Genomic DNA, 23,817 nt, shown 5'->3' on the forward strand with positions numbered 1-23,817 from the left:
GGGCCCGTGGGTTATACCCTAAGAGCAAACCACCCTTTTTAAGGGTGGTTCTGATTTATCTGACGGTTTAAAACGGTCTCACGTGTTACAGATTGAGACGTTATATCTGGACAGTCACGCCATCCCAATTACATCCCCGTTAGCAGCACGATGTCGAGAATCGTCACGATGACGCCGATCCCTACGAGCAGCGCGTTGAGCGGGCGCGAGTTGGCGTATTTGCCCATAACGCGGGGCGAACTGGTGAGTCGTATGAGCACAAAGACCGTAATCGGCAACTGAAGCGACAGCAGCGCCTGACTCCAGATGAGACCCTCAAAAGGATTCGGGACGACCAAGCACGCCGCCACTGCGCCGACGAAACAAGCCGCCACCCCGATCGAGGAATGTCGGTCGTGGATGTCGTATTCCTCGTCGAACATGCCCGCGGTGATGGTTCCCGCCGCCATGCCCGCTGTCACGCTGCTCGATAGTCCCGCGAACAGCAGCGCTACCGCAAAGATGGTCGAGCTCGCCGGGCCCAAGATGGGGGAGAGCGTGGCCGCTGCGACGGCGAGGTCGTCTACGACAATGCCGTGCGCAAAGAAGGTCGTTGCGGCCAGGATGACCATGGCCGAGTTGATTGCCCAGCCCACGCCCATCGAAAAGAGCGTGTCGAAGAGCTCATAGCGCAGACGCTCTTCGATAACCTGCTCGCCTTGGCCTTCGAAGTGCATGGATTGGATGACCTCGGAGTGCAGAAAAAGGTTGTGGGGCATAACGACCGCACCCAGGACACTCACGATAATCGCGGCAGAGCCAGTGGGCATGCTGGGCGTGATCCAGCTTGCGGCGGCTTGCGGCCAGTCGACCTTGACTAGCGCAAGCTCGGCCAAAAACGAGAGTCCTACCACGCCGACGAAGGCGATGATCCAGCGCTCGGCACGCTTGTAGGAGTTCGTCATGAGCATTGCCATCGATGCCGCGGCCACGATGACGCAGCCGGCGCGCACGGGCAGTCCAAAGAGCATCTGGAGCGCGATCGCGCCGCCCAGGACCTCGGCCATAGCGGTGGCGATGGTCGCGAGGTAGGCACTGGCGAGCACCGTGCGTCCAACGAAACGGGGGAGGTAGCGCGTCGTGGCTTCGGCAAGACAGGCGCCCGTTGCGATACCCAGGTGTGCAGCGTTGTGCTGCAACACGATGAGCATAATCGTGGACAGCGTGACCACCCACAGCAGCGCGTAGCCAAATTGTGAGCCCGCGGCCATATTTGAGGCCCAGTTGCCCGGATCGATAAAGCCGACGGTCACGAGCAGCCCGGGGCCGATATGCCGCGCAATGTCTAGGCCTCCGTGACCACCGGTGCGTCGGGAGCCAAAGTGTTGTTTGAGATGGTTGAGCATGGTGCGCTCCTGCGTGCCGTTTGTTTGACGCCGCAAAGGATACCCGTTTTAGGCTAAAAAGTTAACCAAGACTAACAAGATTGTTGTATTTGAATAGGATGGTGGAAGGGGATTGCTGAAATGTCTTGATCTGTAACAACCAGGGATGGAAATTGGGCCTAGGTGTTACAGGTCAAGACAGGAAGAAATGGTCCTATGGAATATCTCGATCTGTAACAGCTGACCGCCAAAACCGGCCCTTCGTGTTACAGATCGAGACAAACCAAAACTGTCCTGCAGAAAATCTCAATCTGTAACATCTAGGCGCCAAAATTGGGTCTTCCTGTTACGGATTGAGATGTTTGAAGCGGTGAGCATACGGGCCGAACTCGGGGCCCTTGTCGTCGTCCTTGAGGTCGGCGGTGTCCACTCGTAGGGCGTGCGTTACGCGATTGTTTCGAAACGGGCGGGAAACACAACGGGCCGGCGATGCACCTAGTATGCCTAGTCAACTGACTGTCTAATAGCTAGGGGAGGATCGCGATGCAGGCAGATTCCGCTCAACAGCAGGGCCTTTATCGCCCCGAATTCGACCACGATGCATGCGGCATCGGCGCGCTTGCCGATATCAACGGCGAGCGCCATCACCAGATTCTGGACGATGCGCTGTCCATTCTGGTCAACTTGGAGCACCGCGGCGGCACCGGACTCGAGAAGAACACCGGCGACGGCGCCGGAATCCTGTTCCAGGTTCCGCATCACTTTTTCCGCAAAGAGGCTCAAAAGTGCGGCCAGATTCTGCCGGCAGAGGGCGACTATGGCGTGGCCATGCTGTTCTTCCCGCAGGACGACAAGGGCGTAGAGGATGCCCGTCGCGTGTTTGAGGAGGGCTGCGCCGAGGCCGGCGTGCCGCTGCTCTTTTGGCGTGAGGTGCCCGTCGACCCGCACGACCTGGGCGAGACGGCCCGCGCCTGCATGCCTACTATCCTGCAGGCTTTCCTGGGCCGTCCGGACGACACGCTCGCCGGCGATGCCTTTGAGCGTCGCCTGTACGTGTGCCGCCGCACCATCGAAAAGAAGGCCAGCGCTGAGTTCGCCCTGCGCGACAAGATCTTCTATGTGTGCTCCATGAGCTCGCGCACCATCGTGTACAAGGGCATGCTTGTTGCCACGCAGATGCGCCGCTTCTTCATCGACCTCAACGACGCCGCCGTCAAAACGGCCGTGGCACTCGTCCACTCGCGCTACTCCACCAACACTACGCCCAGCTGGGAGCGCGCACACCCCAACCGCTTTATCATCCACAACGGCGAGATCAACACCCTCAAGGGCAACGTCAACTGGATTCGCGCTCGCGAACCCAACCTGTACAGCCCCGTGCTGCAGCACGATCTTGAGCGCGTGATGCCCATCATCAACCGCGAGGGTTCCGACTCCGCGATTCTGGACAATGTGCTTGAGTTCCTGGTCATGAACGGTCGCCCGCTCACGCGTGCCGCGTCCATGTTGTTGCCCGAGCCGTGGGACCACAACGACAGCCTGAGCGAGGAACGCCGCGCCTACGACGCCTACCAGTCCATGCTCATGGAGCCCTGGGACGGCCCGGCCGCCATCGCCTTTACCGACGGTCGCACGCTGGGTGCCGCCCTCGACCGCAACGGCCTGCGCCCCGCCCGCTACTACGTGACGCGCGACGGCCGCTTTATGCTGGCGAGCGAGGTGGGCACCATCGAGGTGAGCCCCGAGAACATCCTGACGAGCGGCTGTCTGGGACCGGGCCAGATGCTCGAGGTCGATTTTGCCCGCGGCCGCGTGATCTACAACGACGAGCTGCGCGCCCGCTATGCCAAGGAAAAACCCTACCGCGACTGGATTGCCGAGGAGACGCTGACCGTTGACGCGCTCGATGAGCCCGTCGCGCCCACGCCCGCCGAGGATACCGAGGTGCCCGCCGCCGTGCGCATGGCCAAGCTCGGGTATCACTGGGATGATGTTGACGAAGTCGTGCGTCCCATGGCCCAACAGGGCAAGGCGCCGCTCGCCTCGATGGGTATCGATGCGCCGCTGGCCTGCCTGTCCAAGAAGACGCGCTCATTCTTCGACTACTTCTATCAGCTGTTCGCTCAGGTCACGAACCCGCCGATCGACGCCCTGCGCGAGCATATGGTCACTTCGACCACGCTCTACCTGGGCAACCACGGTAACCTGCTCGAGGACTCCCGTACGGCCTGCCAGCTGGTGCGCCTGGAGCGTCCGCTGCTGAGCGAGGAGGAGTTCGAGCGTATCTGCGCCATCGACCGCGTGGGCTTTAAGACCCGCCGTTTCCGTGCCGTCTACCGCCGCGATGCCGGCGAGGGTGCGCTGCAGGCTGCGCTCAAGCAGCTTGCAGAGGACGTTGAGGCCGCGGTTCGCGACGGCGTGAACATCGTGGTGTTGAGCGATCGCGCCGCTGCGGGCGAGGTGCCCGTACCGTCGCTGCTCGCCGTGGGCTGCGTGCACAACCACCTGATCCGCGCCGGCGTGCGTACCTTTGCCGACATCGTGGTGGAGTGTGGCGACGCCGTGTCCCCGCACGACTTTGCGGCGCTGGTGGGCTACTCCGCGAGCGGCATCTATCCGTACAACGCGCATGCGTGCATTCGCGACTTGGCGACGCACGGCGATCTGGACGTGACAGCTGAGCAGGGCATCGCCAACTACAACAAGGCTGCGACCGCCGGCATCGTCTCCATCATGTCCAAGATGGGCATCTCCACGGTGCAGAGCTACCACTCCGCGCAGATCTTCGAGGCCGTGGGCTTCACTCCGGAGTTCGTCAACGCGTACTTCGCCGGCACGGTGAGCCGTGTGGGCGGTATGGGTGTCGAGGACGTCGAGCGCGAGCAGAATGAGCGCTACGACGCCGCGCTCGCTATCCTTAAGAGCCCGGCTCCCGATCAGCTGCCCACGTTGGGCCTGACCAAGTGGCGCCCGCTCGGCGGCGAGGATCACCTCATCGATCCGCAGACTGTCTACTTGCTGCAGACCGCCTGCTGTGAGGACAGCTACGACACCTTTAAGGAGTACAGCGCCCGCCTGCACCGCACCGGCCGTGCTGTGCGCCTGCGTGACCTGCTGGACTTTAATGCCAGCGGTCGCACGCCGGTTTCGCTCGACGAGGTCGAGCCCGCGCTCAACATCGTCCGCCGCTTTAACACCGGCGCCATGTCGTACGGCTCCATCAGCAAGGAAGCACACGAGTGCATGGCCATCGCCATGAACCGCCTGCACGGCCGTTCCAACTCGGGCGAGGGCGGCGAGGACCCGCGTCGCGAGACCCCGCTGGCTAACGGTGACTCCAAGAACTCCGCCATCAAGCAGGTGGCAAGCGCGCGCTTTGGCGTGACGAGCCGCTACCTGTGCAGCGCCTTCGAGATTCAGATCAAGATGGCCCAGGGCGCCAAGCCCGGCGAGGGCGGTCACCTGCCCGGCAAGAAGGTCTACCCTTGGATTGCCGAGGTCCGTCAGTCCACACCCGGTATCGGCCTGATCTCGCCTCCGCCGCACCACGACATCTACTCCATCGAGGACCTGGCGGAGCTTATCTTCGATCTTAAGAACGCCAACCCCGGCGCACGCGTGTCGGTCAAGCTGGTCAGCGAGGCCGGCGTTGGCACCATCGCCACCGGTGTGGCCAAGGGTGCCGCCGACAAGATCTTGATCAGCGGCCACAACGGCGGCTCCGGTGCTGCGGCGCGCGATTCGATCTGGCACGCCGGTCTGCCGCTGGAGCTTGGCCTTGCCGAGGCTCAACAGACGTTGCTGCAAAACGGCCTGCGCTCGCGCGTGGTACTCGAGGCCGACGGCAAGCTCATGGACGGCACCGACGTCGCCGTCGCCTGCCTGCTGGGTGCCGAGGAGTTTGGCTTTGCGACCATGCCGCTCATCTCCATGGGCTGCCTTATGCAGCGCGACTGCCAGCAGGATACCTGCCCGGCCGGCATCGCCACGCAAAACTGCCGCCTGCGTCGCGGCTTCCGCGGCAAGCCCGAGCACGTCGAACACTTTATGCTCTTTGTTGCCGAGCAGCTGCGCGAGGTCATGGCGAGCCTGGGCTTCCGCACCGTCGACGAGATGGTCGGCCATCCCGAGTGCTTGCGCCAGATTGAGGTCCCGGGCAACCGCAAGGCCAACCTGCTCGATCTGTCGCCCGTGCTGGCGAGCGCGACCTGCGAGTTCGGTGCCCACATCCCGGGTGCCGACGGTCGTCACTTCCTGCCGCAGATGGCTGCGGACAGTGAGCTCGACAAGACGCTCGACTCCACGTTGTTTGTGCCCTATACGGCCGATGCCCGTGCGCACCTGCGTCCGATTCGCTTCCGCGCCGATATCGCCAACGTCAACCGTTGCGTGGGCACCATCTTGGGCAACGCGGTGACCAAGGCGCATCCCGAGGGTCTGCCCGCCGGCTCCATCACCATCGATTGCGATGGTTCGGCCGGTCAGAGCTTTGGCGCCTTTCTGCCGCGCGGCATTACGCTCAACGTGTGCGGCGACGCCAACGACTACTTTGGCAAGGGCCTTTCGGGCGGCGAGGTGTCGGTGCGCCCCAACCCGCATGCGACCTACAAGTTCGACGAGAACATCATCGTGGGCAACGTTGCGTTCTTTGGCGCTACGAGTGGCCGCGGCTTCATTAACGGCCTGGCCGGCCAGCGCTTTGGCGTACGCAACTCCGGTGCCACGGTGGTGGTCGAGGGCTGCGGCAACCATGGCTGCGAGTACATGACGGGAGGTCTGGCGCTCATCCTGGGCGAGGTCGGGCAGAACTTCGCCGCCGGCATGACGGGCGGCGTGGCTTACGTCTTTGACCAGTACGGCACGCTCGATGCCCGTGTGAACCACGAGAGCGTTGAGCTTAAAGCCCCGACGGCCGGTGAGCTTGCGCAGATTCGTGCGCTCATCCAGGAGCACGTGGACGCGACGCAGAGCCCGCGCGGTATTAAGCTGCTCTACAGCTTTGAGACGATGAGTAAGCACTTTGTGAAGGTCATTCCAACCGAGTACGAGCGCGTGCTGGCGATTGTCGCCGCCGCCGAGGCCGTGGGCAAGACGCATGCGCAGGCCGAGGAGCTGGCGTTTGACATTGTGACCGGCCGCGCGAGTGCCGCGGATGTCGCTCGCTTAGATGTGGCGGGTGGTGTCGCTGGCGCTGCGCCCGCCACCGCCAGCTCTGTTGCTTCGACCAAGAAGGAGGCGTAAGTGCCATGGGTAAGCCCGGTGCTTTTCTTGATATCGATCGCGTGACCCATGAGCTGCGCCCCGTGGAGGAGCGCAGCCGCGATTTCGATCCGCTGTACGTGGAGCTCGACGACGACGCGCGCCGTGCCCAGGCGAGTCGCTGCATGATGTGCGGTGTGGCGTTTTGTCAGATGGGCGCGAGCTTTGGCAAGGCACGTCCGAGCGGCTGTCCGCTGCACAACCTGATTCCCGAGTGGAACGAGCTGGTGTACCGCGGCCGTTGGGACGAGGCTGCCGAGCGCCTGTCACTCACCTCGCCCATGCCCGAGTTCACGAGTCGCGTGTGCCCGGCGCTGTGCGAGGCCGCATGCAACCTGGGCTCGGTCGATGGCCAGCCCACGACGATCCATGACAACGAGCGCGCGATTAGCGACCATGAGTGGGCAAATGGCGGTCCGCACCGCTTTGAGCCGGCAGGGGAGGGTGCACCCACGGTTGCCGTGGTGGGCTCCGGTCCCGCTGGTCTGGTGGCAGCATGGGAGCTTGCGCGTCGTGGGGCCCGCGTGACTGTGTTTGAGCGCGACGACCGCCCGGGCGGTCTGCTCATGTACGGCATTCCCAACATGAAGCTCGAGAAGTCCGTGGTCGAGCGTCGCGTGGCGCTCATGCGCGAGCTGGGCATTGTGTTCGAGCTGGGTGCTGACGTTACGAACCCTGCGGTGGCGGCCAAGCTCAATGGCTTTGACGCCGTCGTGGTGGCTGCCGGTGCTCGCGCCCCGCGTGGGCTGGCTGCTGAGAATATTGACGCACCCGGCGTGGTGTATGCCGTGGACTACCTGACGGCCTCGACCGTCTCGGTGCTCGATGGCGGCGAGCCTGTCGTCGATGCACACGGCCTGGACGTTGTGGTCATTGGCGGCGGCGATACCGGTAACGACTGCGTGGGCACCGCGGTACGTCAGGGTGCGCGCAGCGTGCGCCAGTTTGAGTTCTTGCCGGCGGCGCCTGATGCGCGCGCGGCGAGCAACCCCTGGCCGCAGTGGTCCAACGTGAAGAAGACCGATTATGGCCAGCAGGAAGCCATCGCTGCCATGGGCGGCGAGATGCGCGCTTGGGGTGTGGATACGCTCGAGGTACTGTTGGACAAGAAGGGCGCGGCCGCGGGCCTGCGCGTGGTCGATCTGGATTGGTCGGCTGGCAAGCCCGAGCGCATCGCGGGCTCCGAGCACGAGGTGCCGGCCCAGCTGGTGCTCATCGCCTGCGGCTTTACGGGTCCCGAGCATGGCGTGTTCGACGCCGTTGGCGTGCCTGTTGCCACCGCTGGTCGTCCGCTGCCGGTGATGGCTGCCGAGGGCTCGCACCTTGCGGCCCGTGTCGACGGCGTCGCCGCGGGCGCCACACCGGTATACGTGGCCGGCGATGCTCGCAATGGCAGTTCGCTCGTGGTAAGCGCCATGGCCGACGCCCTGGCCTGCGCTGCCGAAGTCGCCGAGGCGCTGGAGCTGTAAAGTAGTCATTTAAGAACGTCCCCAATGACTAGTCATTTTTTGTCTAGTCGTTGGGGACACTCTTTGCGAGCGATTTGCTCGTTTGTCGACGTACGGGTGTTTATTTGTCGACTTCTTGGGCTGTGGTCACCTGTTGTTTCTGTGGTGGCTGTGGGTATCTGGCTCAAAAGGGCGGGTTGGCCGTCTATGTTTACCTGCGGTTTTGTTGCGGTGCGTATTTTCGGTCAAGCTTTTCGTCAAGTGTTTGGTCAGCATCTGGTTTGCAGCCGGAGGCCTATTTTGCCCGCGCTGGTCGTGGCCGACCACCCTCCTCGTAAGCTCAAATTGAGGTCTATCAGTTTGAGGAGGATGCCATGACTGACCACGCTTTAGACCGAGCGCAGCTAGCCGAAGCCGTCGGCAACGATATTGCCGACATAGCCCATTTTTGGATGCTGCGGAAGTTCCAGTTTTTGGAGCCGGCGCGCGAACAGTTCGAGATCATTGTCGACCCGTGGCTCAGCTATTGCACCGAGCCTTCGCAAAACGAAATCATGGCCTACAACATGGCGTTTACCGATTGGCTGCTCTTCGAGCGCTCCTATCGCCATGGCAAGACGCTGCTCGAGCTGTATGTTGACGAGCCGCCGGCATCGCTTTCGCCTGCCTCGCTCAAGCGGCTCGAGCAGGTACGCGACACGCAGTATTTCTCGCGCTTTGGCATTTTGGACAAGGATCCTGCGAACGGCATAGTTGCGCTGAAGGATACGCGCACCGACCGTCGCTTTGATGTCTACGACCCGCATATCGTGCAAAAGGAGCATTGGAGCGACGGCGCGATTGCGGTGCGCCTCGCTTGCGTCGACGATGTCTGGCTGACGGCGGGACAGCTCTATCTGTACGACATCGCGCGCCTGAGTGACACGGCAGTCGATGGGCCGGGTGCGGTGCATCCGGAGGACCTGCAGGATGGCTTTGACACCTCGTGCATCAGCTTCTTTTTGCGCCTGGTCCGCGACATCATGGGCGCCCAGGGGCGCTACGTAAAGTCCCTCAACATCTACGAACAAGAATGGGAGTAGGGGATGTGACTGGTGTCGCCCTACAGCCCTGACTTTGTCTCAATCTGTAACGTTTAGCGGCTGTTTGAGCCCGTAACTGTTACAGATTGAGACGGAAGGTTGGCGGCTGTCGAAAGATCTTGTTCTGTAACAACTAGAGGCTCAAAGACTGTCTTCCTGTTACAGATCAAGACATTTGTCAGCGGAGGCAACGGTGACGATGGTCCATTTGTCTGACGTGGTGGTGACGAAAGTGTCTAATACCGTTCTCAAACACAAACATGCGACTCGCAACACGTTGGCGCGGAATAGAATGCTCGCGCGGCTCACGGAGACGGCCAAGCAAGGTGCGCTGCTCGCAACGCATGACAATACCGAGCTCATGTGGCTGCGACGCCATGTTGGAACCGACGATATCGCGGAGCCCGAGCCGTACCTGTTCTGTTTTCAGCATGATTGGGATGCATTGACGCCGGCGGAGCGAGCGCTGAGGACTATCAAAGGGCTTGCGGAATTTCATCCCGATTGGGCGTTTTGGGGCTATGACGCGGCGCTTTTGTGGGGTCTGGAGGTGCCGAATGATCTGCTCGGGCCGCGCTTTCTTGTTAAGACGGGTTGTTCGGTGACGTTGAGCGGCGGGTGCAGGTTGTTGCGTCCGCAGATGGCGGGCGTGCTCGAGCGTGTTGATGGCGTGCGGGTGACGTCGTTTTGGCGCACGGTGGAGGATTGCTTACTGCGTGCGCCGTTCTCCTACGGGTTGGCGATTGCCGATTCTGCACTGCGGGCGAAAGGCGTATCACGTTGGGATTTGTGCGAGCGCCTCCGCGCCGATTGCGAGGGCAGGCGAGGGTATCGCAGGGCACAGGTGATTGCGTCGTATGCGGACGGGCTGTCCGAAAACGGCGGCGAGTCTCGGTTCCGAGCGTTCTTTATTGCGTACGGCTTTCCAGTTCCGGAGCTGCAGGTGGAGTTTCGCGACCCGCTCGATTCGAGCCAGGTGTTTCGCGTCGACTATTTTTGGCGGCTCGAGAACGGGACGTGTGTCATCGGCGAGCTCGACGGGAAGGGAAAGTATACCCTGCAGGATGGTGGGGATCGGGGGTCGGTCGACCCATTCGTGGCAGAACGTCAGCGAGAGTCTCATCTGACGATGCTCGGGCACAAGGTGCTTCGGTTTACGTTTGATGAACTCAAGAACCCGGGGAAGCTGGCTGAAAAGATGAGACTGGCGGGAATTCAACAGCGGGCCGATCTGGCTGAGGAATGGAGACGCCAGTGGTATGGGCGCTGAGAGGTTTTGTCTCGATCTGTAACGTTTAGAAGTTGTTTGAGTTCGTAATTGTTACAGATCGAGACAAACCGGTGAAACGTCGACCGAATGTCTTGATCTGTAACATCAAGGGGCCCAATAACCCTGTACCTGTTACAGATCGAGACATTCCCCTGATGTTGCTGGGGTGGGGCTGCAACGTATTCCGTCCCCCCACATCCCCTCTTCCCTCCGTTAACCGATATGTCCGCAGCAATCCTGCCGCGCTGGATAATAATGGACAGATGTTCAAGTTTTCTGAGGGGGAGGAGCTCGATATGGCGTCTGCCGATCGTTCCACGTTGTTTATCAATGCGACCGTCCTGGATGGCTCGAAACATATGGAGCCGCAGCCCGATATGGCCGTGGCCGTTGAGCGCGGTGTCATCACGTGGATGGGGCCGAGTGCTGTGGCGCAGGCGCCTACGGGTGCCGAGGTTATCGACCTGGCAGGTGCGTATCTCATGCCAGGCCTCATCAATATGCATGTGCATCTGTGCGGTTCGGGCAAGCCGGTTTCGGCGGGCGATGCGGGCGCGCTGATGAAGAAGCTCGATAATCCCGTGGGGCGCGCCATCGTGCGCCATATTCTTAAGGGCAGCGCCCAACAACAACTGGCAAGTGGCGTGACCACGGTGCGCGGCGCGGGCGACCCGCTGTTTGCCGATCTTGCCGTGCGCGATGCTATCGATGCCGGCAAGTATCAAGGTCCTCGCCTGGTGGCGCCGGGAACGGGTGTCACGGTGCCGGGCGGCCATGGTGCGGGTTTGTTCGCCCAGGTGGCCAACAGTCCCGCCGAGGCAGCCGAACAGGTGCGCGACCTGTATGCGCGCGGTGCCGACGTCATCAAGCTGTTCGTGACGGGCGGCGTGTTCGACGCTACCGAGGTGGGCGAGCCGGGTGTGCTGCGTATGCCGGTCGAGGTTGCCGCGGCGGCGTGCAAGGCGGCGCACGAGGTGGGCCTGCCGGTTATGGCTCATGTCGAGAGCACCGAAGGCGTGAAGGCCGCGCTTGAGGCCGGCGTCGATACGATCGAGCACGGTGCCCCGATGACTCCCGAGATCTTGGAACTGTACCGCGGCGCCGCGGGCACGCAGCTCGAGGGGCGTGCGCCCAGCGTTACCTGCACTATCAGCCCGGCGCTGCCGTTTGTATTGCTCGACCCGGAAAAGACCCATTCGACCGATACACAAAAGAAGAACGGTGACATCGTGTGCTCGGGCATCATCGAGAGCGCCCGTGCCGCACTGGAAGCTGGCGTTAAGGTGGGCCTTGGCACGGACTCGAGCTGCCCGTTCGTGACGCAGTACGACATGTGGCGTGAGGTGGCCTATTTTGCCAAGTATGTCGGCGTGGGCAACGCTTTCGCGCTGCATACGGCCACGCAGGTCAATGCCGAGCTGCTGGGGCTGGGCGGCGAGACCGGCACAATCGAGTGCGGCAAGGCCGCCGATATTCTGGTGACGCGCGAGAACCCGCTCGATGACCTGTGCGCACTGCGTGATCCGACGCACGTGATGTGTCGCGGTGATCTGGTGCGCAAGCTCAAGGTGAAGCGTATTCCCGAGGTGGACGCCGAGCTCGACGCGATTATGGCCATGCCTGCCGAGGCGTTGGCCGAGGAGCTTGCCCGCGATGGCGTGGCGTAAGCGCGCGATATGGCGATGCGACAAAGGGACAATCCTTTTGTCATAATCAGAAAAAGCCGAGGTCCCAGTGCGAGGCCTCGGCTTTTATTTGTCCCATAGTATGGCAGCTATGAGCGCGTCTCCATCTTGGCATGGCACTTGGGGCAGGTGACGCGGATCTTGCCTTTGCCCTTGGGAACGGAGAGCATCTGGCCGCAGTTGGGGCACTTAAGATAGGCCGTGGTCTTGCGGCCCTTCCACATCTTCTTGGCTGTGCGCTTGGCACGTTCAAAGTCTTCCTTGCTAGTACCGGCTGCGCGCGAGGCGTTGGCCGCTGCAGCTCCGCCGCCCAAGCTAGCTACAAACTTGCCCAAGCCGGGTACGTTTGCAGTCGCGGCGACAAAGGCCTCGTTCTCCTTGTGACGTGCGTCGATATTTTTGGACAGGCCGCGCAGCACGCCAATCACGATTACGGCGATGGCAATCCAGCTGAGCCACTGGATGCGGGCTATCGATCCGATCATCGCGATGACGATGCCGGCAAAACCCATCACGATGGTGAGTTCATCGGCACCATTGCGACCCTTCATAAAGTCATTCATGCAAATTGCCTTTCGTTCGATATGCTGCACGCCTTTATACCCGATTTAGAGCAAGGGGGACAGGTTAATCTGCACCAATGTGGTGCAAACGTACCTGTCCCCAATGCCCCAATTACTTGGAGAGTTTGTCGACGACGCGTTCGATTTCGGCGAGCTTGGCGGCTTTGAGGTCTTCGTCGCCCGATTCGATTGCCGAAGTCACGCAGCCCTCGATATGCGCCTTGAGCACGTCGGCGTTAATGCGCGCGAGGAGCGCCTGCGTTGCCATGAGCTGCGTGGAAATATCGACGCAGTAACGGTCCTCCTCGACCATCCGCAAGATGCCGTCGATCTGGCCGCGTGCCGTCTTGAGCATGCGGGTCACCGATTTATGGTCTGCCATCATGTCGGGTCCTCGTTTCTGGTCGATCTTCCGGATGTCCCCGTCAGTTGCGGTGAAATACGGACCGTTTAAAGGCCTAGGGCGGCACAACAGTCCGTATTTCACCGCAACTTCTGAGGATTGAGTAGGCAGCGACTGCTATGCGGCGGTCACCGAAAGTGCGTGGAACTTCTCGCCGGCGGCCTCGACGGCGGCGGCGAGTTGCTCGGCGGTTACGGTGTCGGCGCACTCCACCTGTACGGTCTGAGTCTCGTGATCGGCATCGGCGTCGGTCACGCCGGCAACGTTGAGCAGCGCGGTCTCGACGGTGGCATCGCAATGGCCGCACATGAGGCCGGAAGTCTTGATCGTGTAACGCATGGGTATTCCTCTCTGTTGTGTCGGCTTTCCCAGGCACCCGACCTTGACCTTCAAACCGTCGCTCGCGTACCAAAGTACGCGTCGCTCCTCTTTCAGGTCAATCTCAGGTACCTGGAAAACCCGTTCTAAATGAACGTAATAGTGATCCTATTTTGCCACTTTAGGCATAAAGGATTTTAAGCGCAGGGCATTGGACACGACGCAGACGCTCGACAGGCTCATCGCTGCGGCGCCAAACATCGGCGAGAGCTGCCATCCGGTGAGCGGGAAAAATACGCCCGCCGCCAGCGGAATGCCGATGCCGTTGTAGAACAGCGCCCAGAACAGGTCTTGCTTGATGTTGCGAATCGTGGCGCGCGAAAGTTCGATGGCGCGGGCGACGTCCATGAGATCGCTGCGCATGAGCACCACATCTGCCCCCTCCTTGGCGATGTCGGCGCCGGTGCCGATAGCAAGGCCCACGTCGGCGCGCGCCAGGGCGGGGGAGTCGTTGATGCCGTCGCCCACCATGGCGACCTTGCCGCCCGCATCCTGCAGCTCGCGCACGTGGCGCTCCTTGTCGGCGGGGAGGACGTCGGCGATGACCTGCTCGCGGCTCAGCCCCACGCGGCGGGCGATGGCCTCGGCTGTCACACGGTTATCGCCGGTGAGCATGCGCACGTCGACGCCAAGCGAGCGCAGTGCGGCGATGGCTCCGGCGCTCGTCTCCTTGACCTCGTCAGCCACGGCAATGGTGCCGGCAAGCTCGCCGTTCTTGGCAAAGAACAGCGGCGTCTTGCCCTTGGCGGCAAATTGCTCGGCAAGGCCCGCGGGCACGGTAACGCCTAGCTCGTTCATCAGGCGCACGTTACCAGCGGCGATGGTGTTTTGCCCCTCGCGTGCCGTAACGCCTCGCCCGGGCACGGCGGCAAAGTCCTCGACGGCGCGCGCGACAATCCCTCGCGTCTCGCACTCGGCCATAATCGCCTCGGCCAGCGGGTGTTCGCTTGAGCGCTCCAGCGCGGCGGCCAGCTTGAGCAGCGCCTTTTCGCTCATGGCGGGCGATCCGTCGGCGCGCGTGGCTACCACGATATCGGTCACGGCAGGCTTGCCGCGGGTGACCGTTCCCGTCTTATCGAGCACCACGGTGCCCACGCTGCGCAGATTCTCCAGCGCCTCGGCGCTCTTGAACAGAATGCCCATCTCGGCGCCCTTGCCGGTGCCGACCATAATAGCGACGGGCGTGGCCAGACCCAATGCGCACGGACAGCTGATCACCAGCACAGCGACGGCGGAGGTGAGCGCTTCGTTGATGCTTCCGGTCAAAACCATCCATGCCACAAAAGTCACGGCCGAGATCGCAAACACTACGGGCACGAACACGCCGGCGACCTTGTCGGCCATACGGGCGATGGGCGCCTTGGTGGCGTTGGCGTCCTCGACGAGCTGGATAATCTTGGCGAGCGACGTGTCGGCGCCCACGCGTGTGGCACGGAAGGTAAACGAGCCGGTGCGGTTGACAGTGGCGGCGTTGACGGTGTCGCCGGCGGTCTTTTCCACGGGGATGGACTCGCCGGTGAGCGCGCTCTCGTCCACGGCCGAGCTGCCCTCGAGCACCACGCCATCGACAGGGATGGACTCGCCGGGGCGCACACGCAGGACTTGGCCGGGAAGGATGGCGTCGACATCTACGGTGGCCTCGCTGCCGTCCTCTGCCACGACGGTTGCGGTCTTGGGCGCCAGGTCGATGAGCGCCTCGATGGCGCCGCCGGTCTTGGATTTGCTGCGTGTCTCGAGGTATTTGCCCACGGTGACGAGCGACAGGATGGTGCCAGCGCTCTCAAAATACAGGTTGTCCATGCTCGTCATCATGGCCTCGTGCACCTGGCCTGCGGCTAGCTGGTCGGCCATGATGAACATGGCGTAGAGCGACCAGGCGATGGAGGCGGTGGCGCCCACGGCAATAAGGGCGTCCATGGTGGGCGCGCCGTGCGCGAGCGATTTAAACCCGTTGATAAAGTACGCGTCGTTGACGTAGACGATGGGGATGAGCAGGACGAGCTCGGTGAGCGCGAGTGTCATGCTGTGGGTATGGTCGGTGAAAAAACCGGGCAGCGGCCAGCCGAGCATGTGCCCCATGCCTATGTAGAACAGTGGGATGAGGAATACGATCGAGATGATGAGGCGGGTGCGCATGGCGGAGGCGGCGGCCTCCAACTTTTTGGTCGGTGACTCCATATGGGCGGCGCCGGACCTGGCTTGCGCACTTCCGCTTTGGACAGCGTCGGCGCCCGTGCTGATGAGCGAGGCCGAGTAGCCCGCGCGGTCGACAGCGGTGCAGATATCGTCGGGGGTGACCTGCGCGGGGTCATAGTCCACCATCATGGAACCGGCGAGCAGATTGACCGCGACGCTTTCTACGCCGTCGAGCTTGCTCACGGCACGGTCCACGTGCGCCTGGCAGGCGGCGCATGTCATGCCGCCCACGTCGAACTTATCTTGAGCCATGGCTTCTCCTTTCTGTAGTTCGGTGTTGGAATTGTTAACCTGCCGATACTATACACCTATACCCCCTGGGGGTGTCCAGTACAGAAAGAAATGTATGACATTTCGTTACAGATGAGGATGGATGGTTGGCCGATGGACCGTCCCAACCAACCATCTCAATCTGTAACATCTGAGGACCGTTTTGCCTGCTAGATGTTACAGATTGAGATGTTGTCTCGCGGGGTTGGGGTTTGTCTCGTTCTGTAACATCTAGACCTGTATCTGCCGAGCTAGTGTTACAGATCAAGACAATTGACGGGGAGGGGTCCCGTCATGGCAAGACGCCCGCCGCCTAGATACAGAATCCGGGGATCACACAGGTTAGCTTGTTTGGCTTTTCCGCAGGCGTTGCGTACGTAAAGACGTCGCCGGCGTGCCCCACGCGGTTCATATAGAGCGTGCCTTCGCTCTCCGATGTGTCGGGGCTCACCGTGCGATCCCACCAACAGGTGTCCTTGCCTTTCCACTGGCGAACCAACGTCTCGTTCGTGGTATACGGACTTACCTTGAGCTCGCGGAACAGCTGGTACTCCTTGCCTTCGCCGTTGTAGATGTCGGCCAGGTAGTGAAAGCCCTCGGCAAATGACTCGGGCGGCTGCACTCCGCACAGCTCGACCATGGCGGGCAGCCAAAGGGTTGCGGGCAACTCGCTCAGACACGATGCGCTTCTGGCAGCGCCAACGTTATTCGAGATCTTTTTGACAGATTTAATGAGTGCGCGCAACTCGTTGGGCAGCAGCTTAAGGCCGTCGCCGTCGAGCCATTCCCGCAGCTCGCAATCTGCCCAGCCGGCGCTCAACGGTTGGGCCGTGGCATCGCGCTCGGCAATGCCGGCATCGAACATAAACGTCAATCCGGCCTTGCCCGTCCCGTCCAGAAGCTCATCGTGGCGGATGCCCACAAGCTGCGCGCCAACCTGCAGCCCGTTGGTGAGCGTGACACGTTTGGTACACGGATAGGGGATATGCCCATCGGCATCGAGCAGGTGATAGCGCTTGGCAATCTCGCGTGCCTCGCTACGGGTCTCGGCGGCCTTAATCTTGAGCGAAATCTCCTGCAGCTGATCCCAGGTGTAGTCGTCAAGCGAACCGCGGATGCCATCCAGGTAGTCGGGGATGCCAAAGCCATGGGTCGCCGCCCCAATGACGCTGAGCCACGCAACGGCTGCAACGACGCCACCGATAATAAACCGGCGGCGGGTCATGGCATCGTGCCGGGCCTGCTCCAGGATCTCTCTCGCGCGCTCGCCGGCGACGTCGACCTTAAGGTGTGTACCGGAGTCGATGTCGATTGCGGCATCACTGCCCGCGCCTTCGCGGCCCTCGGATTCGGCATCGGTGAGGTATGCCGAGAGCACCTCGAGCATCTGCTGCTCGGTGGGACGATCGCACTGCTCGACTGAGAGACCCTTCATGATGATTTTGACGAGCGCTTCATCGCCCTCGCAGCGCGGCTCGAGCGGTGCAGGCTTGGTCTTGGTCTTTACGAGATAGAACGAGCCGGTTGCAGCGGCGTCCGTCGACTCAAAGTCAAACGGTTTGCGACCGCTGTAGAGCTGGTACAGAATGCTCGAAAGCGCATAGACGTCGATTGCCGGCGAACGGCGAAGAGCCGCGATGCCTTCGATATCCTGCGTGAGCATCTCGGGCGCGGCGTATGCGGGCGTGGCAAAGCGCCAGATGTCGGCGCGCCGGGTGATCGTGTCGTCGCCGAGAGCCATGGTCGCGGAGCCCATGTCGATGAGGCAGGGGTCAAAGGAGCAATCGGCAATCTGCTGCTCGAGCGTTCGGCTGGTGGTGCGGAACATGATATTGGCAGGCGAAAGGTCGCGATGGACGACCGGATTCACGAGGCCTTGGGTCATCAAGAGCGCACGAAGCACGGCGTTTCCGACGGCGGCGACCATCTGGGTGGTCAGCCCGCCCGAGGCGTCGTGAGGAAGCAGGGGCAGCGCCTGCTTGAGTGAGGTGCCCTCGACCCACTCCATGAGGATGAGCGGGTCGTCCTCGCACGATCCGTAGCCATAGACGCGCGGAAATCCGCGCAGGTGCGAGACGGTGCACAGATGACGGTACTCCTCGAACAGCGCGGCGGTGTTGGCCAGGTGAGCGGCCGATTGCTCGGCGGAGCGGTCGGGGGCTTGGCCGGAAAGGACGGCGTTGTCCTTGAGTAGCTTGACGGCAAAGACCTCGCCGCTCGTGTTGGTCGCGCGCAGCACGTGCCCGATGTTGCCGTTGTTGCGGTGGGCCGTCTGGAGAATAAGCGTCATAAACCGACGCTTGGCGTCGTCCTCGGCGCTGGGGTCGACCGCCACGGCGGCGTCGAACGTGTCAAGACGGATGAGTTTGTCGCCATAGGCGCTATCGGTAGTATCCATGGCGTTCCTTTGTCTGGCATGGGTTGCCGTGCGTATACGTGAGCAGTGCGGATATCGGTAAAGTACCATGATAGCCGCACTGCTCACGTATACCGCTGAGTATTGTCGTTTACGACGCAGAAGGTAGAAGACGAAAGACGGACGGCGACCGTCTTCCGATCGCCGTCCGCGCTAGTCCACAATGACAAGGAATGTCGTGTAGAGACCCAGATGGAGCCTGTCGCTGTTGGCGATTTCCACGGGGGGATAGACTTTGCCGGGCTCGCGTTGGTCGCGCGGCGGCTCAATCACAATATCGCCGTCGCCCGCGCCCGATTCGAGCACTGTGCCGTTGGTCGATCCAAGGCCCTGGGCGTACCAGTGCTCACCCTCGAGCCAAATACGAAGATGCTCGCGCGAGGCGTCGGCGCCTACATCGGTGATGCTGGGCGAGGTTTTGGGCAAAGAACCAATCACGGTGCCGCGCGGATCGCGTGTGAGGGGATGGATTTGCATGTCGGCGCAGTTGTCGGCATGGGTTCTGAGCAGACCGAGGTTGGGGGCGACGGTGCGCGGCTGCTCCAGGCTGCTCATAAAGCCACGTCCGACGGTAGTTTCGGTGGTGCCAAAGTGCCCGCCCGTCTTGCTGTCGCAAAAGCGCTCGACGGTGGCCACGCCCTGAACGGGATCGGCGAGCGCCCCCGTTGCCACAAAGAGCATAAGGTAAAGCGTGCTTTTCTCGCGCACGGCATTGCCGTCAAAGTTGTCGATGCGATTGAGGGCATTTGCATATAGGCGGCTGTCCAGCTTGTAGCTGGCGAGAGCCGACATCATTTCGTTGGCGGCCGGACCGCGATAGTGCTCGGCGATTGCCTGATAGGCGGACTCGCCGCCGCCGAGCTTGCTGCAGATTGCCGCGGAAAGGTTGAGCGTGGTGACGGTAAAGTCGCTGTAGATGGCGGGCGCGCACTGGTCAGGCTTGCGATGGACGATGTAACGGGTGAGATACGAGCGGTTGGAAGAGCATTTCTCGAGCAGGGTACTGCCGAGATAAGAGTTTCCATTGATGAGCATTCGGGCGATCTCGAGATGTTTAAGACCGCCGAACGAGCGAATATCGTTATAGAGGACCGAGCAAGGCGTCTCTGCTGCCACGGATACCTCCTTTGATTGCTTCCTAGCCAATATGGCGATAGGAATTAATGGCCCCCGGTGGGCGACGTATTAAATGGCTGCGCAATATATAGCGTAACCAAAGCAACATTATAGGCCACATGTTCGAAATTGCAGGAAGACCGAGAGATTTTGGTTGGACTGAACGGAAATCCCCCTCTGTCTTGTTCTGTAACATTTGGACCCGGTTTTGCCCTGCATCTGTTACAGATTGACACAATCGGCCAGGCCCACCTCGTCCGCCTCGTCATCTGTGGTTTACGTGGGGGCATGCGAAGCACGGGTATACTATCCGGCGGCGAATCTGCTCCATCGCTTAGAGCTGCTGCGTCTGGACGGCGCGTGATAGGGCTGCCAAAGCGATCGCCAGCGTGCTGAGCAACGTCCTCTCTGTGCGCACCTGTTTTTGTATGTATTAGCGCACTACCAAGCACGCCCGCGCGGCCGCATGCCGTGCCCATAACGCGTGCAGATAAGGAACAACGACATATGCGTAATTCTGTATCCGACGTCACGGACGCCGAGATTCTGGACGAGACCCGCGAGGCCATGACCCAGGCTGCCTTCGATGCCGCCGATGAGGCCAATGCTGCCCAGGCCGTCGAGTCCGCTACCGAGAGCCTGCCCGCCTTTGACGAGCTGGGGCTTTCCGACGAGATGCTTCGTGCTATCGAGAACCTGGGCTACACGGCGCCCACGCCCGTTCAGGCCGGCTCCATCCCCGTGGTGCTCGAGGGCCGCGACCTGCTTGCCGCCGCCCAGACCGGCACCGGCAAGACGGCCGCCTTTTTGCTGCCGTCCATGAACAATCTGGAGCACATCGCTCCGCCCAAGCCCGTGCGCGAGCGCGGCGGCCGCAACCGCCGTCGCGGTGCCAAGAAGCCCGAGGACAACGGCCGCGGCCCCGTGATGCTCGTCATCACCCCCACGCGCGAGCTTGCCCAGCAGATCGACGAGGTCGCGAGCAAGATCGCCGACGTCACCGGCCATGTCGCCGTGACCGTCGTGGGTGGCGTGAGCTACAAGCCGCAGACCGCGGCACTCAAGTATGGCTGTGACATCCTGGTCGCCACGCCGGGCCGTCTGGTCGACCTGATCGAGCAGGGCGCCTGCCACCTGAACGAGGTCAAGGTGCTGGTGCTCGACGAGGCCGACCGCATGCTCGACATGGGCTTTTTGCCCGCCGTCCGCCGCATTGTGCGCGAGACGCCGGCCGAGCGCCAGACGCTGCTGTTCTCTGCGACGCTCGACGAGGAGGCAGTGGGCGAGATCACCGACCTGGTGAGCGACCCGGCCCGCGTGGAGATCGCACCCGCCACGTCGACCGCCGACACCGTCGATCAGTTTGTGTTCCCGGTGTCCATTGAGGCCAAGAACAACCTGCTGCCCGAGTTCCTCAAAAAGGAGGGCCCGGAGCGCACTATCGTCTTTATGCGCACCAAGCACCGCGCCGACAGCTGCTGCCGTCGTCTGGAGCGTAAGGGCATCAAGGCCGCCGCGATTCACGGCAACCGCAGCCAGGCCCAGCGCGAGCGTGCCCTTTCGGCCTTCCGCGACGGCACCGTCGACGTGCTGGTGGCAACCGATGTTCTCGCCCGCGGCATCGACATTAGCGACGTGCGCTACGTCGTGAACTTTGACGTGCCGGCCGAGCCGACCGACTATATCCACCGCATTGGCCGTACGGGCCGCGCCGGCGAGCTGGGCTGGGCCATTACGTTTGTGACCGAGCAGGACGTCGATGAGTTCTACGAGATCGAGAAGCTCATGGACAAGACGGCCGATATTTACGAAGCCGGCGACCTGCATGTGGGTCCCAACCCGCCTGCGGTTGATCCCGAGCGCGACCCTGCGGCCTTTAAGGTGAAGAAGAAGACTAAGCGCGGCAAGTCCAAGAGCAAGAAGAAGCTTGAGCGGGCGCGTCGCGACGGCAAGCGCAACGGCGACGATTACGGCGATGTTGCCGGTCGTTCCAACCGCGGTCGCGACGAGCGCCGCGGCGACGGCGAGCGTCCGAGCCGTCCCAAGCGCGGCGGCAAGACCCGCGTGCGCGAGGGCGTTCAGGCTCGCGTGGACGAGGCTGTTGAGAGCGTGGCTCGCGAGGTAGCTGCCGAGGAGCGCGGCGGTGCTGGTGCCGCTGAGCAGCCTGCGCGCGGCAACCGTGCCGAGCGTCGTGCCAAGCAGTTCCAGGGCGAGGCACACCGCCGTCGTCGTGAGGACGAGGACCGCGGCGGTCGTCGTCGTGTCGAGCGCGAGGACGAGGGCCGCGGTTCGCGCGGTGGCAAGCGCGGTGCGGGCGACCGCCGGCGTTCCGGTCGTGATGACGAGCGCGGCGGCCGTGATGAGCGTCGCGGCGGCGAGGGTCGCGGTGAGCGTACTGCCCGTGGCGGTGAGTCCCGTGGCGGCAAGCGCTTTGAAGAGCGCGGTAGCCGCGGCGGCGAGCGTCGCGAGGGTGCTCGCGGCAATGGCGGCCGCGGCGGCGCTGGTCGTTCTAACGAGTCGCGTGATCGTCGTGACCCGCGTGCCAGCCGCGATCGTCGCGATGACTGGCGCAACTACGACGATACCCGCGAAGAGCGTCGCGGCGGCTATCGTGGTGGTCGTGGCGGCAACCAGGCCGGCTCCCGTGGCGGCCGTGCCGGCGGTCGCGATAACCGTGGCAGCTACGGCAACAGCCGTGGCGGCAAGCGCGGTGGCAGCTCCCGTCGCCCCGACGACGGCGGCGGCAAGCGCAAGTAAGATGCGCATCGCGCGCTAGCGTGAGACAAGCTAAGGGCCCGAGCAAATAACGCTCGGGCCCTTTTGTTTGCCGTGTCCATCGCTAATTCAAACGTGATGTTCTCGGGAATGCATCTGGGGGATGCTGAGGACCTATTTTCCGCCATGCAGCAATGGGTCCTATGGGGTGCGCCGTGCATTTTTTGGAGTATTCTGCAGTTCGAGTTGTCTGCATATGATTTGACGTCGCCAACGGTGGCTTTCGGATATCCCTAGCGAGCGTTCTGAGTCAGATTTCGTCGTTTTCCGGAGCAGGGGCGCGTCATTCTCGCCATGTCGGAACCCAAAATGACGCAGCGCCCTAAAGGTTTGCCCGCTCGGGGTATTGCTGGCGCGGTCACGTTGCAGAATACTCCGTTTTTTGCACGGTCCGGGATGGGGTACCTCGGGAGAACACGGCGGTATCCCGTAAATATATACAATCTGTACCGTAATTTATACAAAACGAAGAGGCAGACAGCGTAGGGTTGGTGCATTGGGGTGCTTGATGCACCAAAATGGGGATCCCACGTGCCGTATACTCTGGCTGGATGTGAAAACGGCTTGACGCGTTGCCAGACGTAGGGGGGAGGGTGTCTCGATGAGCGTATTCGAAATTGTGTTTAGTCCGACGGGTGGAACGCAGAAGGTGTCTGGCCTTGTGGCCGGGGCACTGGACAAGAATACCGTTACCGTCGATCTGACCGATAGCGGGCTAGATTTCAGCGCTGTCTCGATGACTGAGGACGACGTGGCCGTAATCTCTGTGCCGGCGTATGCCGGTAGAATCCCGGCTGTGGTGGCTGACCGGTTGGGCATGGTTCACGGCAACGGAGCGCGGGCCGTTCTGGTGTGCGTCTACGGAAACCGCGCGTTTGAGGACACGCTCGTAGAGCTGGAGGACGTTGCGAAGCATGCGGGATTCCGGGTGATCGCGGCAGTTGCGGCCATTGCAGAACATTCCATTGCGCGACGGTTTGCTGCCGGTCGTCCGGATGCGCAGGATGCGGCGCAGCTTGCTGAGTTTGCTCAGCAAATTCAGCAAAAGCTGTTGGCTGAGGATGCGTCCGAGCCCTCTATCCCCGGCAATCGTCCTTATAAACAAGCTGGAGGTCACCGCATGGCGCCCGAGGCAACAGAGGATTGCGTCTCCTGCGGTGCATGCGCCGCGGCGTGCCCCGTTTGTGCTATCGACAAGGGTGACCCCAAACGAGCAGCTGGCGAGGCGTGCATCTCCTGCATGCGCTGCATCGCCGTATGTCCGCGAGGTGCTCGCAAGCTTGATTCCAGCAAACTATCCGCTGTTTCCCAGATGCTGAGCAAGGTTTGCGTCGTGCGGAAGGAATGCGAGCTCTTCATCTAGCGCATACGAAATTGGCGCAATGGGGCCAGGTTAATCTGCACCGACCTGGTGCAAACAAACCTGTCCCCAATGCACCAGAGCAAGGAGTGTCCCCGGGTGCCGGCAGAAAAGGAACGTCCCTAAGTACCGCATAAATACCGTTTATCGGAGAAAAAATACCGTTCGCCGGTCATAAGGGGGTGCGGACAGAAAGTTGGACCGTGAAGCGGTCCGGACTGGAGGTTCGCAT

General features: G+C 62.0%; 14 protein-coding genes. 7 read left to right on the plus strand and 7 right to left on the minus strand.

The features are described 5' to 3' along the window. Positions 1-128: 128 nt before the first annotated feature. A complete protein-coding gene (locus FGQ61_RS08315) occupies positions 129-1,385 on the minus strand; it encodes an Nramp family divalent metal transporter (protein WP_138375203.1) in 1,257 nt (418 codons plus the stop codon). 522 nt (positions 1,386-1,907) lie between these two features. Between FGQ61_RS08315 and gltB the strand changes: the two genes are divergently transcribed. From gltB to FGQ61_RS08340, 5 genes are all read left to right on the plus strand, one after another. Then, a complete protein-coding gene (gltB, locus tag FGQ61_RS08320) occupies positions 1,908-6,605 on the plus strand; it encodes a glutamate synthase large subunit (protein WP_138375204.1) in 4,698 nt (1,565 codons plus the stop codon). A gap of 5 nt (positions 6,606-6,610) precedes the next feature. Continuing rightward, positions 6,611-8,092, plus strand: coding sequence for a glutamate synthase subunit beta (locus FGQ61_RS08325; protein WP_138375205.1), 1,482 nt, complete (start codon positions 6,611-6,613; stop codon positions 8,090-8,092). Positions 8,093-8,445: 353 nt separating this feature from the next. After that, complete coding sequence (locus FGQ61_RS08330; RefSeq protein WP_138375206.1) at positions 8,446-9,153, plus strand: hypothetical protein; 708 nt, start codon at positions 8,446-8,448, stop codon at positions 9,151-9,153. Between the two features lie 193 nt (positions 9,154-9,346). Next, complete coding sequence (locus FGQ61_RS08335; protein WP_138375207.1) at positions 9,347-10,423, plus strand: hypothetical protein; 1,077 nt, start codon at positions 9,347-9,349, stop codon at positions 10,421-10,423. Between the two features lie 296 nt (positions 10,424-10,719). Beyond that, a complete protein-coding gene (locus FGQ61_RS08340; protein WP_138375213.1) occupies positions 10,720-12,090 on the plus strand; it encodes an amidohydrolase family protein in 1,371 nt (456 codons plus the stop codon). A 107-nt stretch (positions 12,091-12,197) separates the two neighbouring features. On the opposite strand, the gene FGQ61_RS08345 is transcribed toward FGQ61_RS08340, so the two are convergent. The 6 genes from FGQ61_RS08345 to FGQ61_RS08370 all read right to left on the minus strand — a co-directional run bounded on the left by FGQ61_RS08345 (position 12,198) and on the right by FGQ61_RS08370 (position 19,450). Beyond that, complete coding sequence (locus tag FGQ61_RS08345) at positions 12,198-12,671, minus strand: hypothetical protein (RefSeq protein WP_055310332.1); 474 nt, start codon at positions 12,669-12,671, stop codon at positions 12,198-12,200. Between the two features lie 112 nt (positions 12,672-12,783). Next, a complete protein-coding gene (locus FGQ61_RS08350; RefSeq protein WP_226812542.1) occupies positions 12,784-13,053 on the minus strand; it encodes a metal-sensing transcriptional repressor in 270 nt (89 codons plus the stop codon). A 138-nt stretch (positions 13,054-13,191) separates the two neighbouring features. Continuing rightward, a complete protein-coding gene (locus tag FGQ61_RS08355) occupies positions 13,192-13,413 on the minus strand; it encodes a heavy-metal-associated domain-containing protein (protein WP_055310331.1) in 222 nt (73 codons plus the stop codon). Between the two features lie 147 nt (positions 13,414-13,560). Next, complete coding sequence (locus tag FGQ61_RS08360; protein WP_138375208.1) at positions 13,561-15,900, minus strand: heavy metal translocating P-type ATPase; 2,340 nt, start codon at positions 15,898-15,900, stop codon at positions 13,561-13,563. 331 nt (positions 15,901-16,231) lie between these two features. Then, positions 16,232-18,316: a protein kinase domain-containing protein gene (locus FGQ61_RS08365; protein ID WP_171021560.1), complete on the minus strand. Its 2,085-nt coding sequence runs from the start codon at positions 18,314-18,316 to the stop codon at positions 16,232-16,234. Between the two features lie 171 nt (positions 18,317-18,487). Beyond that, positions 18,488-19,450: an FHA domain-containing protein gene (locus FGQ61_RS08370; RefSeq protein WP_138375210.1), complete on the minus strand. Its 963-nt coding sequence runs from the start codon at positions 19,448-19,450 to the stop codon at positions 18,488-18,490. A gap of 507 nt (positions 19,451-19,957) precedes the next feature. On the opposite strand from FGQ61_RS08370, the gene FGQ61_RS09765 reads away from it, so the two are divergent. Both FGQ61_RS09765 and FGQ61_RS08380 read left to right on the plus strand, forming a co-directional pair. After that, the gene (locus FGQ61_RS09765) at positions 19,958-22,207 is read left to right on the plus strand and encodes a DEAD/DEAH box helicase (RefSeq protein ID WP_138375211.1); all 2,250 of its coding nucleotides are present in this window, start codon (positions 19,958-19,960) and stop codon (positions 22,205-22,207) included. Positions 22,208-22,826: 619 nt separating this feature from the next. Beyond that, positions 22,827-23,588, plus strand: coding sequence for a ferredoxin family protein (locus tag FGQ61_RS08380; protein ID WP_138375212.1), 762 nt, complete (start codon positions 22,827-22,829; stop codon positions 23,586-23,588). Positions 23,589-23,817: the final 229 nt, after the last annotated feature.

It is taken from the genome of Collinsella aerofaciens, assembly GCF_005844325.1.
Classification (GTDB): Bacteria; Actinomycetota; Coriobacteriia; order Coriobacteriales; family Coriobacteriaceae; genus Collinsella; species Collinsella aerofaciens_G.